Origin of the sequence: Streptomonospora litoralis, assembly GCF_004323735.1 — a bacterium.
GTDB lineage: Bacteria > Actinomycetota > Actinomycetes > Streptosporangiales > Streptosporangiaceae > Streptomonospora > Streptomonospora litoralis.
Genome location: NZ_CP036455.1, coordinates 2,189,025 through 2,203,777, shown reverse-complemented (window position 1 = coordinate 2,203,777; position 14,753 = coordinate 2,189,025). Strand labels below are relative to the sequence as shown.

At 73.5% G+C, this 14,753-nt stretch carries 10 protein-coding genes; 4 read left to right on the top strand and 6 right to left on the bottom strand.

Translation table 11 applies throughout. The annotated features are described in order from the left end of the window. Positions 1–71 precede the first annotated feature (71 nt). Positions 72–3,065: a helix-turn-helix transcriptional regulator gene (locus tag EKD16_RS09530; RefSeq protein ID WP_131098057.1), complete on the top strand. Its 2,994-nt coding sequence runs from the start codon at positions 72–74 to the stop codon at positions 3,063–3,065. A gap of 129 nt (positions 3,066–3,194) precedes the next feature. On the opposite strand, the gene EKD16_RS09525 is transcribed toward EKD16_RS09530, so the two are convergent. Next, entirely contained in the window at positions 3,195–4,976 is a 1,782-nt protein-coding gene (locus EKD16_RS09525) for an NAD+ synthase (RefSeq protein ID WP_341351872.1), read from the bottom strand. Positions 4,977–5,189: 213 nt separating this feature from the next. On the opposite strand from EKD16_RS09525, the gene glnA reads away from it, so the two are divergent. Continuing rightward, positions 5,190–6,551 (top strand): type I glutamate--ammonia ligase, encoded by a 1,362-nt coding sequence (glnA, locus tag EKD16_RS09520; RefSeq protein WP_207391484.1) that lies wholly within the window; start codon positions 5,190–5,192, stop codon positions 6,549–6,551. A 120-nt stretch (positions 6,552–6,671) separates the two neighbouring features. Here the strand turns inward: glnA and EKD16_RS09515 are convergent, their stop codons facing one another. Continuing rightward, the gene (locus EKD16_RS09515) at positions 6,672–7,394 is read right to left on the bottom strand and encodes a response regulator (RefSeq protein WP_207391483.1); all 723 of its coding nucleotides are present in this window, start codon (positions 7,392–7,394) and stop codon (positions 6,672–6,674) included. A gap of 654 nt (positions 7,395–8,048) precedes the next feature. Between EKD16_RS09515 and panB the strand changes: the two genes are divergently transcribed. Further along, a complete protein-coding gene (panB, locus tag EKD16_RS09510; RefSeq protein ID WP_131098056.1) occupies positions 8,049–8,891 on the top strand; it encodes a 3-methyl-2-oxobutanoate hydroxymethyltransferase in 843 nt (280 codons plus the stop codon). Between the two features lie 277 nt (positions 8,892–9,168). Further along, positions 9,169–10,206, top strand: coding sequence for an LLM class F420-dependent oxidoreductase (locus tag EKD16_RS09505; RefSeq protein ID WP_131098055.1), 1,038 nt, complete (start codon positions 9,169–9,171; stop codon positions 10,204–10,206). A 127-nt stretch (positions 10,207–10,333) separates the two neighbouring features. Here EKD16_RS09505 and npdG read toward each other — a convergent pair whose 3' ends face one another. From npdG to EKD16_RS09485, 4 genes are all read right to left on the bottom strand, one after another. After that, positions 10,334–11,020, bottom strand: a complete 687-nt coding sequence (gene npdG / locus EKD16_RS09500; RefSeq protein ID WP_131098054.1) for an NADPH-dependent F420 reductase — start codon at positions 11,018–11,020, stop codon at positions 10,334–10,336. 158 nt (positions 11,021–11,178) lie between these two features. Continuing rightward, positions 11,179–11,565, bottom strand: a complete 387-nt coding sequence (locus tag EKD16_RS09495) for a peptidoglycan-binding domain-containing protein (RefSeq protein ID WP_131098053.1) — start codon at positions 11,563–11,565, stop codon at positions 11,179–11,181. Positions 11,566–11,761: 196 nt separating this feature from the next. Further along, positions 11,762–12,697 (bottom strand): S66 peptidase family protein, encoded by a 936-nt coding sequence (locus EKD16_RS09490; RefSeq protein ID WP_131098052.1) that lies wholly within the window; start codon positions 12,695–12,697, stop codon positions 11,762–11,764. Further along, a complete protein-coding gene (locus EKD16_RS09485; RefSeq protein ID WP_131098051.1) occupies positions 12,694–14,727 on the bottom strand; it encodes a prolyl oligopeptidase family serine peptidase in 2,034 nt (677 codons plus the stop codon). The genes EKD16_RS09490 and EKD16_RS09485 overlap by 4 nt, the downstream gene beginning before the upstream one ends. Positions 14,728–14,753: the final 26 nt, after the last annotated feature.

Sequence of the window (14,753 nt, the reverse complement as noted above, 5' to 3'; positions counted from 1 at the left end):
CCGTCGGCGCCCGCACCTCCTACGTGCATCGAAATAGCACAATCGCCCCGACTGTCGGCATACTGGACCCCATGACGCCGGTCGGTTCCAGTCCCGTGTTCATCGGGCGCCAGCAGGAACTCCGCCTTCTTCTCGACCATGCGCACCAGGCGCGCTCCGGCACCGCCGCGGCGACCGCGCTCGTGGGCGGGGACGCCGGCGTCGGCAAGTCCCGGCTGATCGCGGAGTTCGCCGGCCGCCTGGCGGACGGCCGCGTGGTCTCCGGCGGATGCCTGGAGCTGGGCGTCGACGGGCTTCCCTTCGCGCCCTTCGTCGCCGCACTCCGCCAGATCCTGCGCGACCACGGCCGCGCCCCCTTCGACGCGCTCGCCCAGGACGGCCCGCAGGAACTGGCGCGCCTGCTGCCGGAGCTGGGCGCACCGCCCGACGACCGCCGGGAGGCGCGCGGGCTGCTGTTCGAACAGGTGCTGCGCCTGTTCGCCTCGGTCGCCGGCACCGACGGGCTCACCGTTCTCGTCGAGGACCTGCATTGGGCCGACACCGCCACCCGCGACCTGCTGGTCTTCCTGATGCGCAACCTCGACACCGCGGCGGTGCAGATCGTCGCCACCTACCGCAGCGACGACCTGCACCGCGGCCACCCGCTGCGGCGCCTGCTGCTGGAGCTGGAGCGGCTGCCCACGGTCACCCGGCTGGAGCTGGGCCCGCTGAGCCCGGAGGAGACGGCGGAGCAGGCCGCGGCCATCCGCGGCCGCGAACTGGAGGCCGACGAGGCCGCCGCCCTGTTCGACCGCAGCGGCGGCAACCCGCTGTTCGTCGAGTCACTGGCCGGCCGTCCCGAGTTCGTCGGCGCGGACATCCCCGAACGCCCGCGCGAGCTGCTACTGGCCTCCTTGGACGGGCTCGACCAGGCGCACCGCCAGGTGTTGCGGGTGGCCGCGATCGGCGCGGTCAGCGCCGCCCACATCGAGCACGACCTGCTGGCCCGCGTCGCCGGGCTCGGCGAGGAGAGCCTGAACACCGCGCTGCGCGCCCTGGTCGACGCGAACGCGCTGTGCATCGACGGCACCGGATACCGGTTCCGGCACGCGCTGCTGCGCGAGGCCGTGCACGACGAGGTGCTGCCGGGCCAGCACACACGGCTGCACCTGAGCTTCGCCGAGGCCCTGGACGCGCTGCCCGGCGTCGTCCCCCTCCACCGCCTGGCGGCGGAGCAGGCCCACCACTACTGGTCGGGCCACGATCTGCCGCGCGCGCTGGAGGCCGCATGGTGGGCCGCCGTGCGTGCCGCCGACACGCTCGCCTTCGCCGAGGCGCTGCGCATGCACGAACGTGTCCTGGAGTACTGGGAGAGCGTGCCCGACGCCGTCGAACGCGTCCAAGGGCACAGCCACGTGCAGGTCGTCTCCCAGGCGGCCGCCGCCGCGCTGGAGAGCGGCGACTTCTACCGGGCCCGCGCACTGTGCGACGCCGGACTGGCCGAGGTGGGCGAGGAGGCCGACGACGAGCGGAGCCGCACCGACCGCGCCGTACTGCTGCGGCGCCGCGGCCAGGCCCGCACCCAGCTCTCCGACGGAGACGGGATCTCCGACTTCGTCGAGGCGATGTCGATCCACCCGCCCCACGACCCCGGATACGGCTTCGTACTCTCCCTGCTGGCACGGGAGGTCAAGCTGCACCAGCAGCCCATCGCCGACGACCGCCCCGACACCAGCCGATCGCAGCGCAGCACGCCCGTGGCACTGGACGCGAGCGAATTGGCCGCGGAGGCCATCCGCCGCTCCCGCGAGGCGGGCGACACCTGTGCCGAGTCCGACGCGCTGACCACTCTGGGCACGGTGCACATGAACGACGGCCGCTTCGACGAGGGGCGCGCCCTGGTCGAGCGCGGCCTGGAGCTGGCGCGCGAGCGGCAGGACCCCACACTGGAGTGCCGCGGCCTCGCGTGCTTCGCCCACTACCTGCGCGAGCGCGGGCTGCACGGCGAAGCGCGCGCCCGCCTGGAGGCCGCTCTGGAGCGGCTGCGCGCGATCGGCCTGATGAGCACCAGCGGGCCGTTCGTCGCGCTCAACCTGGCCGAGACCCGGTTCGACACCGGCGACCTCGCCGACTGCCGGAGGCTGGTCGAACGGGCCGTGTCCTGGTCGCCCTCGCCGGCCCACCGGATGTATCTGGCCACCGCCGACGTCCGTGCGGCCGTTGCCCAGGGCGACCTGGAGGGTGCCCGCCGCAGCGCGGCTTTCATCGACCCCGAATCGGTCCACTCCCGCATCCACATGATCCAGCTCAGCGTCGGCGCGCTGCTCGACCTGTACCTGGCCGAGCAGGACTTCGCCCGGGCCCTGGCGCTGGCGGGCACGGCCCTGGAGCGCGTCGAGTTCGAGCGTTCCACCGGCTACGGCTGGATGGTGGTCGACCGCATCGCCGAGACCCTGCGACAGGTGGCCGAGCGCCCGAAGGGGTGCTCGCCCGATGCCGAGGCGGTGCGGGCGCAGGTGCTGCGCGTCGCCGCCGCGATGCGTGCCGACGGGCCGGTACAGGAGGCCTTCCGGGCGACGACCCGCGCACGCCTGGCCTGCGTGCGCGGCACCTCCGGGGCGACGGCGGCCGAGGCCGCCGAGGCGTGGCGGGACGCTGTGGAGGCGTGGAGCGGCCTGGGCATGCCGCTGTACCGCGCCGAGGCGCTGCTGCTGTCGGCGGAGTGGGCACTGGCCGCCGACCGCGGCGCCCAGGTCGACGACCGGTTGCGCGAGGTCGTGAAGCGGGCGGCCGAGCACGGCGCCGCGGTGCTGGAGGGGCGCGCCCGCGACCTGGCGCGCCGCACGGGGGTCGCGCTGGAGGCCGCAGACGGCCGCCCTTCGGCGGAGCCGCCAGCGGGCCTGACCCCGCGCGAGGCCGAGGTGCTGCGGCTGCTCGCCCGCGGCTACACCAACGCCGAGATCGCCGCCGAACTGTTCATCGCCGCCAAGACCGCCAGCGTGCACGTCTCGCACATCCTGGCCAAGCTGGAGCTGCCCAACCGCGCCGGTGCGGCCTCGCGGGCCCACGAGCTGGGGCTGGTGTAGTGCCCCGGCCGACCGCACCGGGGACCGGCGCACGCGGCTCCGCTGCGCTGCCCTGTCACCGGTCGGCAGACCAGGGCGGCGCAGCGCGCCTGAGCCGCCCGTCACCGGCCGCGGATGCAGGTGTCCCGCTCACGCCGTCGGCGTCCAGCGGTTGGTGATGGGCAGCCGCCGGTCGCGGCCGAAGTTGCGGGAGCTGATCTTGGGGCCGGGCGGGTACTGGCGGCGCTTGTACTCGGCGCGGTCGACCATGCGGATGACGCGTTGGACCAGCTCGGGGTCGTAGCCCGCGGTCGTCAGCTCCCGCATGCCCTTGTCGGTGCCGATGTAGGCGTCCAGCAGCCCGTCGAGCAGGTCGTAGTCGGGCAGCGAGTCGGTGTCCACCTGGCCCGGGCGCAGCTCGGCGCTCGGCGCCTTGCTGATCGAGTTCTCCGGGATCGGGGCGGGTGCGCCCGCCCGCTCGGCCTGGGCGTTGCGCCAGCGCGCCAGCTCCCACACCAGCGACTTCCAGCAGTCCTTGATCGGCGCGAACCCGCCCACCGAGTCCCCGTAGAGCGTGGAGTAGCCGGTGGCCAGCTCGCTCTTGTTGCCGGGGGCCAGCACCAGGTGGCCCTCCTGGTTGGACAGGCCCATCAGCAGCGTGCCGCGCACCCGCGCCTGCAGGTTCTCCGCGGCCAGGCCGTCCAGGGCCATGCTCTCCTCGAAGGCGGCCACGATCGGCGCGATGGCCACCGTGCGCGCGCTGATGCCCTGGCGCTTGGCCAGGTCTTCGGCGTCGGTGAGCGAGTGCTCGCTGGAGTACTTGCTGGGCAGCAGCAGCGCGTGCACACGGTCGGCGCCCAGCGCGTCCACGGCCACGGTGGTGGTCACCGCGGAGTCGATGCCCCCGGAGAGCGCCACGGCGGCGGAGCCGAAGCCGTTCTTGCGCGCGTAGTCGCGCACCCCCACGACGAGGGCGCGGTAGACCTCGCCGACGTCGGAGGCGGGATCGGCGCGCGGGGTGAGCACCGGCGGTTCGGGCGCGTAGGCCGCGACCGGCTCGGCGGAGAGGGTGTGGCGCACCACGCGCACACCGTCGACGGACTCGCCCCGATCCTCGGACGTGGGGTCCTCCCCCGCCCTCTCCCGCGCGTCGGGCAGCGCGAGGTCGGTGACGAACAGGTCCTCCTCGAACTTGGGTGCGCGCGCGAACAGCTCGCCCTCGGCGTCGACGATCAGCGAGTCACCGTCGAAGATCAGCTCGTCCTGGCCGCCGCTCATGTTCACATAGCCCACCACGGCGCCGATCTCGCGGGCGCGGCGCTGGCACAGCTCCAGGCGGACGTTGTCCTTGTCGCGCTCGTAGGGGGAGGCGTTGACGGTCACCAGCAGCCCGGCGCGGGCCCGGCGGGCGGCGGCGACGGGTCCGCCGCCCTGCCACAGGTCCTCGCAGACGGCGAAGGCGACATCGGCGCCGTGGATCCGCACGACCGGGAGGGTCTCGCCGGGGACGAAGTGGCGGAACTCGTCGAACACGCCGTAGTTCGGCAGGTGGTGCTTGGCCGAGGTGACCTCCACGCGGCCGCGGTACAGCAGCGCGAACGCGTTCTGCGGCGCGCCGGCGGGCTGGCCGTAGCGTTCGCCGACGCCGGCGCGGCGGCTCAGGTATCCGACCGCGACCGGCAGCTCCCCCAGCCCGTCGTCGGCCAGCCGCTCGGCGAGGGCGGCGACGGCCTTGACGGAGGCGGAGACGAAGGAGTTGCGCAGTGCGAGGTCCTCGACCGGGTATCCGGTCACCGCGAGTTCGGGGAAGACGGCCAGGTGCGCGCCCGCGTCGTGCGCGCGCCGGGCGTAGTCGGCGATCGTCCGGCAGTTTCCGTCGAGGTCGCCGACGGTGGGGTTCACTTGCGCCATCGCGATTCTGAGCTGGGCCACGCCGTCGAGACTAGTCGGTGCCCCGCTCGACGCGCCGCCCCGGTCCCCGGCGCGCGGAGGACGGCGAAGTGAGACTGCGTACACTGGCGTCACGGCCGACGGCGCGAGCTGCGTTAATACGTCGGAAACCTGCGGCGTGCAGACTGGCGGTAAGGACCGTACCGACCGCGACGGACGGCGACGCCGCGTGCACCACTACGAGGAAGGTGGACCGTGAACCGACAGCAGGAGTTCGTGCTCCGGACCCTGGAGGAGCGCGATATCCGGTTCGTCCGACTGTGGTTCACCGATGTGCTCGGTTACCTCAAGTCGGTCGCCGTAGCCCCGGCCGAGCTGGAGGCCGCGTTCACCGAGGGGATCGGCTTCGACGGCTCGGCGATCGAGGGGTTCGCGCGGGTCTACGAGGCCGACATGCTGGCCCAGCCCGACCCCGCCACGTTCCAGGTGCTGCCGTGGCGCAACGAGCCGCACGGCACGGCGCGGATGTACTGCGACATCCTGATGCCCGACGGCAGCCCCAGCTACGCCGATCCCCGCCATGTGCTCAAACGCCAGCTCAGCAAGGCGTCCGACCTCGGGTTCACCTTCTACACCCACCCCGAGATCGAGTTCTACCTGCTGAAGAAGAAGCCGGAGCACGGCGAATTCCCCGAACCCAACGACTCGGGCGGCTACTTCGACCACACCCCGCACAACAGCGCGCACGACTTCCGGCGCAACGCCATCAACATGCTGGAGGCCATGGGCATCTCCGTGGAGTTCAGCCACCACGAGGGCGGCCCGGGCCAGCAGGAGATCGACCTGCGCTACGCCGACGCGCTGACCACCGCCGACAACATCATGACGTTCCGTCTGGTGATGAAGGAGGTGGCGATGGAGCAGGGCGTCTACGCCACTTTCATGCCCAAGCCCTTCACCGAGTACCCGGGCTCGGGCATGCACACCCACATGTCGCTGTTCGAGGGCGAGCGCAACGCGTTCTACGAGCCCGGCGCGGAATACCAGATGTCCAAGGTCGGCCGCGGGTTCATCGCCGGCCTGCTGCGCCACGCCGGCGAGATCACCGCGGTGTGCAACCAGTGGGTGAACTCCTATAAGCGGCTGTGGGACAACGCCGCCGCCTCGGCGGGCGCCGGCGGCGAGGCTCCGGCGTATGTGTGCTGGGGCCACAACAACCGCTCGGCGCTGGTGCGGGTGCCGATGTACAAGCCCGACAAGAGCAACTCCAGCCGGATCGAGTTCCGCTCCGTCGACACGGCCTGCAACCCCTACCTCGCCTACGCCCTGATCCTGGCCGCGGGCCTGAAGGGCATCGAGGAGGGCTACGAGCTGCCTCCGGGCGCCGAGGACGACGTGTGGGCGCTGACCGACTCCGAACGCCGCGCACTGGGCATAGCGCCACTGCCGCAGAGCCTGGACGAGGCCATCCGGGCGATGGAGAACAGCGAACTCGTCGCCGAGACACTGGGCGAGCACGTCTTCGACTTCTTCCTCCGCAACAAGAAGGCGGAGTGGGAGTCCTACCGCCGCCAGGTCACCCCCTACGAGCTGCAGCGCTACCTGCCGACACTCTGAGCCGGCCGCGGGGCGCCCGCGCATCCCGCCGGGGGTGCGGGCGTCCGGCTGAGCGGTAGGCTTCCGGCCCTCGGCCGCGGCGGTCCCCGGGCGGGGCCGACGCGGGACCGCACCGCGGGCCTACTCGCCGTCGAGGAACTTCTCGCGCACCGCGTAGACCGCCGCCTCGGTGCGGGAGTGGAGTTGCAGTTTCTCCAGGATGTTGCGCACGTGGTTCTTCACCGTGTGCTCGGAGATGAAGAGCTGCTCGGCGATCTCCTTGTTGTTGCGGCACCGCGCGACGCCGCGCAGGACCTCGGTTTCGCGGCCGGTGAGGTGCGGGGCGGGGACCCGGCGGGCGCGGCCCCCGTCCTTCTTGGCCAGGGCGGTGAACTCGCCGATGAGCTTGGTGGCCATGGACGGGGTGATGAAGGACTGCCCGCTGGCGATGGCGCGCACGGCGGAGGGCAGTTCGTCGACGGAGATCTCCTTGAGCAGGTAGCCGGTGGCTCCCGCCTTGAGGGCCTCGAAGAGATCGTCCTCCTCGTCGCTCATGGTCAGCATGACGATCTTGGCGCTGGGCACCATGTCCTTGATCCCGGTGCAGGCGTCGATACCGCTGCTGCCGGGCATCCACACGTCCATCAGCACGACGTCGGGGACCAGGTCGGCCGCCGTGCGCACGGCGTGCTGGCCGTCGGCGGACTCGCCGACCACGTCGATGTCGGGCTCGTCGTCCAGGACCGAGACGAGTCCGCGCCGGAAGAAGGCGTGGTCGTCGACGACGAGCACCTTGACGGGCGGCACCGGGGTCTCGGTCGGGACGGCGTATGCTGCGTCCGGGGCGGGGGGGTGCCCACTCACAACGGAAATTCCTTCCTGGCGCGAGGCGGCCGGGTATCTGCTATTCGGGTCCGTGGCTGGTGAAACCCGCAGAGTGCATCGCCGCACGGCCGGGAGCGGGATGCGTGGTTCCGGAGGCCGTTGTGCGGAACAGTTTATGGCATTGCTGCGCACATCGATAGTGGTCGGCCGCGCTTCTTATGGCGGCGCCCGCGCCCGCATTACCGCGCCTCGTCGGAGCCACCGACAATATATCCACCATCCCGCGGCGGTTGGTCCAATTCTGCCGATTCAGTGGCGATTTTCGCAGATAGAGCGAATTCTTTCCGTCCGCACATACCGCGGTTCACGTCAGCGTGCATTGCGCATTGTGGTGCCGAAGAGGGGCACCGAGTGCCGAAACTCCGATACGGAGCCGCCCGGCGGACGCAGGCCGGAAGCCCGCCGGCGGCAGCCGTACGCCTCGCGAAACCGGCGGTCGGGCGGGTGGCGCACGGGTGTGCGGAGGCGGGCGGGCCCCGGGATGATCCGCGGCCCCCGCGGAGTTGGGACACGGTGAAGGCCGCGAATCCTGCTATGGGATGATGAATCAGCCGACGGCCCCCTGCCGCCCGGCCTGTCCGACACCGTCCGGAGACGCCGCAGCCGCGCTTCGAGACACCGGAGGAGAGCACCATGAGCACAACCGCATCCGCCCCCGCCCTCTACGGGGGAACCGCCGACCGCAGGGTCAGCGTCCGCGACGTCCTGCACGCCAAGGAGCGCAACGAGCGCTGGCCGATGCTCACCGCCTACGACGCACTGACCGCACGCGTCTTCGACGAGGCCGGCATCCCGGTCCTGCTGGTGGGCGACTCGGCGGCGATGGTCGTCTACGGCTACGACTCCACGCTGCCCGTCACGGTCGACGACCTGCTGCCGCTCACCGCGGCCGTCTCACGCGCCACCAAACGCGCACTCGTCGTCGCCGACCTGCCCTTCGGCTCCTACCAGGGCTCACCCGAGCAGGCGCTGGACGCCGCCGCCCGGTTCATGAAGGAGGGCCACGCCCAGGCGGTGAAACTGGAGGGCGGGAAGCGCGTCGCCCCGCACGTCGAGGCACTGGTCGCCGCCGGCATCCCGGTCATGGGCCACATCGGGCTCACCCCGCAGTCGGTCAACACCCTGGGCGGCTACCGGGTGCAGGGCCGCGGCGAGGAGGCCGGGGCCGCATTGCTGGCCGACGCCAAGGAGCTGGAGCGCGCCGGAGCGTTCTCGGTGGTCCTGGAGTGCGTCCCGAGCGAACTGGCCGCGCGGGTGACCGAGCAGCTGACCATCCCCACCATCGGCATCGGCGCCGGCCCGGGCACCGACGCCCAGGTGCTGGTGTGGCAGGACATGGCCGGGCTGAGCCCGCACGTGGCCAAGTTCGTCAAGGCCTACGCCGACCTCAACGAGACGCTCTCCTCGGCCGCGCGCACCTTCGCCGACGAGGTCGTCCAGGGCTCGTTCCCCGACGCGGAGCACTCCTACAACTGACCGCGCCGCACCGCCCGCCCGATGCCGGCATCCGGCGGGCGGTGCGCGCTACGGCGCGCCCGGCGCCGGTCCCCCGACCGGGCGGCGGGCGTCCCGCACGGAGGAGCCGCACCGGGGCCGGCGGGCCCGGCACCACTCCGGCACTGCCGGATACCCGGCGAAACGGCCGTGAAGGCGCCCGCCGCGACACCCGGGCCGCCAGCACATTAGAACGTTACTCGGTAGTAGAGTTGCCGCATCCGTGCGCGCCCCGCCGCGCGAGTCACAGGGAGGCACCATGCGCATCTCCATGCCGCTGCAGTACGCCGGCGAGGCCAAGCCGGCGGTGGACCAGGTCGTCGAGTTGGAGAAGGCCGGGCTGGACACCGTGTGGGTCGCCGAGGCCTACGGCTACGACAGCCCCACCCTGATGGGCTACATCGCCGCGCGCACCGAGCGCGTCAACATCGGCTCGGCGATCCTGCCCCTGTACACCCGCACCCCCACCCTCATCGCCCAGACGGCCGCCGGCCTCGACTACCTCTCCGACGGCCGCGCCGTGCTCGGGCTCGGCGCCAGCGGCCCGCAGGTCATCGAAGGCTGGCACGGCGTCCCCTACACCAAGCCGCTGGGCCGCACCCGCGACATCGTCGAGATCTGCCGCAAGGTGTGGGCGCGCGAAGAGCGGCTCACCCACGACGGCCGCGCCCTCACCCTGCCGCTGCCGCCCGAGCAGGGCACCGGCCTGGGCAAGCCGCTGAAGATCATCAACCACCCGGTGCGCAGCAGCGTGCCGATCTTCGTCGCCTCCCTCGGCGAGAAGAACGTGGCCATGACCGCCGAGATCGCCGACGGCTGGCTGCCGCACCTGTTCATCCCGGAACGGGCCGGCACCGTGTGGGGCGAGGCGCTGGCCCGCGGCAAGGCCAAGCGCGACCCCGCGCTGGGCGAGCTGCAGATCTCCGCCGGCGGGCTGCTGGCCATCGGCGAGGGCGAGGAGACCCGCAAGCTCGCCGACTTCACCCGCCCGATGATCGCGCTCTACGTCGGCGGCATGGGCGCCAAGGGCAAGAACTTCTACAACGACGTCGCCCGGCGCTACGGCTTCGAGGAGGCCGCCGAACGCATCCAGGACCTCTACCTGGACGGCAAGAAGGACGAGGCGGCGGCCGCGGTGCCCGACGAGATGGTGGAGCTGACCAACCTGGTCGGCCCGGAGTCCTACGTCCGCGAGCGCGTCGCCGCTTTCCGCGCCGCCGGCGTCACCCACCTCAACGTGACCCCCGTGGGCGACGACCCGGTCAAGCTCATCGAGAAGCTGCGTTCCATGGTCTGAGCCTGCCGGGTTCCGTCGACCGCGTACCCGGTGCCGTGTTCGGCGCTGCCCGCCGACCAAGCGGGGTCGCCCCTGCGGCAGGAGCCGGTGGCGGGCGGCGCAGCGCGGCCCGCCACCGGCCGGATGCTCATACGTCGGTGACGCGCACTCCCGCGTGCGCCTTGTAGCGGCGGTTCACGGCGATGATGTTGGCGGTGAGCGCCTCCACCTGGTGGGCGTTGCGGAGCCGGCCGCCGTAGATCCCGCGCACCCCCGGGATGCGGGCGGCCAGTGCGCGCACGGTGTCGGTGGCGTCGCGGTCGTCGCCCAGGACCAGTACGTCCAGCTCGACCCGTTCGACGGCGGGGTCCAGCATCAGCACCGCGGAGACGTGGTGGAAGGCCGCGACCACGCGGCTGTCGGGCAGCAGCGCCTCGGCCTGCTGAGCGGCACTGCCCTCTTCGACCTGCAGTGCGTAGGGCCCCTTCTTGTCGAAGCCCAGCGGGTTCACGCAGTCGACCACGAGCTTGCCCGCCAGGTCGCCGGCCAGCGATCGCAGCAGTTCGCCGTGGCCCTCCCAGGGCACGGCCACGATGACCACGTCGCATCCGCGCGCCGCCTCGGCGTTGCCGGCGCCGCTGACCGGGATGTCCGCGCCCAACTCCGCGGCGGCGGTCTGCGCGCGCTCGGCGCTGCGCGAACCGATGACCACCCGGTTGCCCGCCATCGCAAGCCGCAGCGCCAGGCCGCGGCCCTGGTCGCCGGTGCCGCCGAGCACCGCGACGGAGAGCCCGGAGGCGTCGGGAAGGTCGTATGGGGATCTCTGCTCTGCCATGGCCCGATCCTGCCAGCTACCCGGGTGCCCACGGCAGGCGCGGCGGTGTTCGGCGGGTCACCCGGCCGCGCGGCACCACCGCGGCACCGCGGCACCGCGGCGCGGCGGCGGCCGCGCCCGGCCCCGTGTGGCGCGGCACCGCCGGACTCAGCGGCGCCTCAGCCGGGATCGACGCCCAGAGCGTGCATTTCGCGGCGCTCCCGCCAGGCGCGGGAGAGCATGGACACGGTGCGGCCGTCGGCCACGCCGTCGTCGGCGAGTCCGCTCGCGCGCTGGAAGGCAGCCAGGGCCCGGCGCCGCTCCTGCGGCGGCGCGGCGGGATCGAGCTCGCCGATCTCGATGAGCATGGTGCGCACCCGCGCGGGGTCGGGCTCGGGGAGCAGACCCTGTGCGTCGACCATCGCCTGGAGTGCCGCGAGCAGGGCGGAGAGCACGCGGCGCGGTCCGAACCGGCCGATACCGGAGGGACTGTGCGCCCGCTCGGCGCCGGCGCCACCCTGTCGGGGCCGCCGTTTCCAGTGGTGCGGCGACGTGATCGCGACCATCTCGGCCTCCTTGCCCGGGTGTGACTCGGTGTCTCCTTCTTCGCCTGCCTCTTCCTTCCAGTATCGGCATCCCCGCGTGGGCCCGCATCATGCTCCGGGTTGGAATCGGGTTGGACCGACGGCGGCGGCCGGCGCGGGCCGCCTACGCCGAAGGTCGCCCGCCCGCACCGACGATCGGCGAGCCGCCGCACACCCGCTACAGCAGCGCGGGCCGCTCCAGGGCGAGGGTGCGCGCCCCGGCGTCGAGGACGGCGGCGGCTCCCAGCGGAACGGTGAGCTGGGCGGGGCGGTGGCCGAAGCCGAACTCGCCCACCACGGGGACGCCCAGCGGCGCCAGTCGCTCCAGCATCAGCGTGCGCACGGTCGCGGCGTCGGGGGTGCACCGGGCCCAGGACCCCAGCAGGACGCCGGCGGCACCCTCCATCCAGCCGCTGCGCAGCAACTGGGTGAGCATCCGGTCGATGCGGGAGACGTCCTCGGCCACGTCCTCCAGCAGCACCAGGCCGCCCGCAGCCGAGGCGCGGCTGTGCGGGGCCGCCAGGCTGTCGTTGAGCACGCTCAGGTTGCCGCCGACGGTGACGCCGCGCGCCCTGCCCGCTACGAGCGTCTCGGCGCCCGGTGCGGTGAGCACGGTGGCGCTCTCCGGCGCGAACAGGGTGGTGCGCAGGTGCTCGGCGGCCGCCGCGTCCTCGGTGAAGGACTCCAGCCCCACCACAGGGCCGTGCAGAGTGGCCGCCCCCAGCTCGACCGCGAACGCCTCGTGCAGCGCGGTGACGTCGCTGAACCCCACCAGCACCTTGGCCGGGGCGCTGCGCAGCTCGGTGAAGTCCAGCCGGTCCAGCACGCGGTGCGCGCCGTCGCCGCCGCGCGCGCAGACCACCGCCGACGTGCGCGGGTCCAGCCAGGCCCGCTGCAGATCGGCCGCGCGCTCGGCGTCGGTGCCGGCCAGGTAGGGCAGTCGGGGGTGGCTGCCCCGCAGGTGTTCGCCCTCGACCACCTCCAGTCCCCAGCCGCGCAGCACGGCCAGCCCGGCGTCCAGGACGTCGCCGGGCACCGGGCTGCACGGGGCGACCACGGAGACCGCGTCGCCGGGGTGCAGCCGCCGCCCGCGCAGCCCGGCCGCCGCCGTCACGGGCGCAGCTCCAGCCGGGGCGCGTCGGTCTCGAAGCCGAACACCCGAGCGTACAGCGACAGTTCGGCCTGCAGCGCGGCGGTGATGGTGGGCTCCCGGCGGAAACCGTGCTGCTCGGCCTCGAAGGCCAGGTAGGCGTGCGGCACGCCGCGCACGCGGTGGAGGAACCGCTCCGCCTGGGCGGGCGGGCAGATCTCGTCCTCCAGCCCCTGCATCAGCACGAACGGCGCACCGACGTCGGCGGCGTGGTTGACCGGGGACCGGTCGGCGTAGCGCCGGGCGGCCTCGGGCCAGGGGCCGACCAGGCTCTCCAGGTACTGCGACTCGAAGTCGTGGGTCTCGCCGGTGCGCCATCCGGCCAGGTCCACGATGGGATACAGGATCGCCGCGCAGGCGAAGACGTCGGTGAAGGCGAGCGCGGCGGCCGCGGTCCAGCCGCCGGCGCTGCCGCCGCGCACGGCGATGCGGTCGGGGTCGGCGAGCCCTTCGGCGGCCAGGGCGTGCGCGGCGGCCACGCAGTCCTCCACGTCGACCACGCCCCAGTTCTCCCGCAGCCGCTCGCGGTAGGCGCGGCCGAAGCCGGTGGAGCCGCCGTAGTTGACCTCCACGACGCCGATCCCCCGGCTGGTGAAGTAGGCGATCTCCGGATCGTGGATCATCGGCGCGCGGCCGGTGGGACCGCCGTGCGCCCATACGGAGTACGGCGGCAGCTCGCCGGCGGCGGGCTCGGCCCGGGGGTTGCGCGGCGGGTACAGGTTGGCGTGCACCTCGCGCCCGTCGGGGCCGGTGAACACGCGCGGCCGCGGGAGCGGCAGGTAGGACGGGTCGACTCCCCCGGCGGGCGGCTGCGCGGATGCGGTGCCGGCGGCGCTGTGGCGGGCGGGGTCGCTCAGCGAGCGCCAGGAGCCGCCCGGCCCCACGGCCACGATCTCGGGGGCGGTGTTTGCCGCCGCGGCGAGGCCGATGAGGGTGTCGCCGTCGGCGCCGCCGACGGCCAGCCGCCCGAACCACTCGGTGTGGGGGGTCGCGGCGTCGGCGATGGCGCCGGTGGCGGGGTCGATCCGGCCGAGGGCGGTGGTGGCGCGGCCGTGCACGGCGGCCACCGGTCCCTTGTCGGGCACCGCCAGCCAGGTGTAGCCGAGCTGCCACAGCGGCCCGCCGAACTCCTCCTCGGCGGCGGCCACGGGGCGCGGTTCGTCCCATTCGCCGTCGGTGGCGGTGATCCGGTAGGGGTTCCACCAGCCGCTGTAGTCGGCGACGCAGTACAGCGTGTCGGGGCCGGCCCATTCGGCCTGGACGACGGAGACCCCGGGCCCGCCCGCGACGGTGCGCGGCGCGCCCGCCGCGCGCCCGTCCGGGCCCAGTTCGGCCACGTGCAGCACGGTGCTGTCCCAGGGCATGTCGGGGTGGTCCCAGCCGATCCAGGACAGCCGGCGGCCCTCGGGAGACACCCGGGGGCAGGCCAGGAAGCGGTGCCCGGCGGCGACCTCGCGCAGCGAGCCGGCGTCGTCCGCGGCCGAGCCGTCCAGCGGAACCGCGACGATCGCCCGGCGCACGTCGGTGGGGGCCGCTCCGGTGCGGCGCTCGCATACGCACCAGATCTCGCGGCCCCGGGGAGCCGCGACGGGTTCGACGAAGCGCGGCGCGGCGGGCTCGCCGGGCGCGGGCCCGGGTGTGAGCGGCGCGGGCTCGCCGCCGGGCTCCCACAGGTAGAGGCGCTGATCGGCGAACTCGGCGAAGACGACCGCGGTGCCGGCCTCCGAGGGCAGCAGCGCGTAGGAGCGGCCGCCGTACTCGTGGACGCGGCTGCGCACGTTCCACGGCGCGGGCAGCAGGCTCTGCGGGCGGGCGGCGGGGTCGTCGAGGCGGGTGCGGCACAGCGTCACCCGGCCGCCTTCGGCCGGGCGCGGCTCGGCCCACCACACCTCGTCGCCGAGCGCCGCAGGCCAGTTCGGCGCGCCCGAGTGGCGGGCGACGCCGCCCGCTTCGACGGGCGACGGCCAGGAACCGCATGGAATGCCGTGGTTCACGACAGAAGACCCTTCTTGATCGTGGT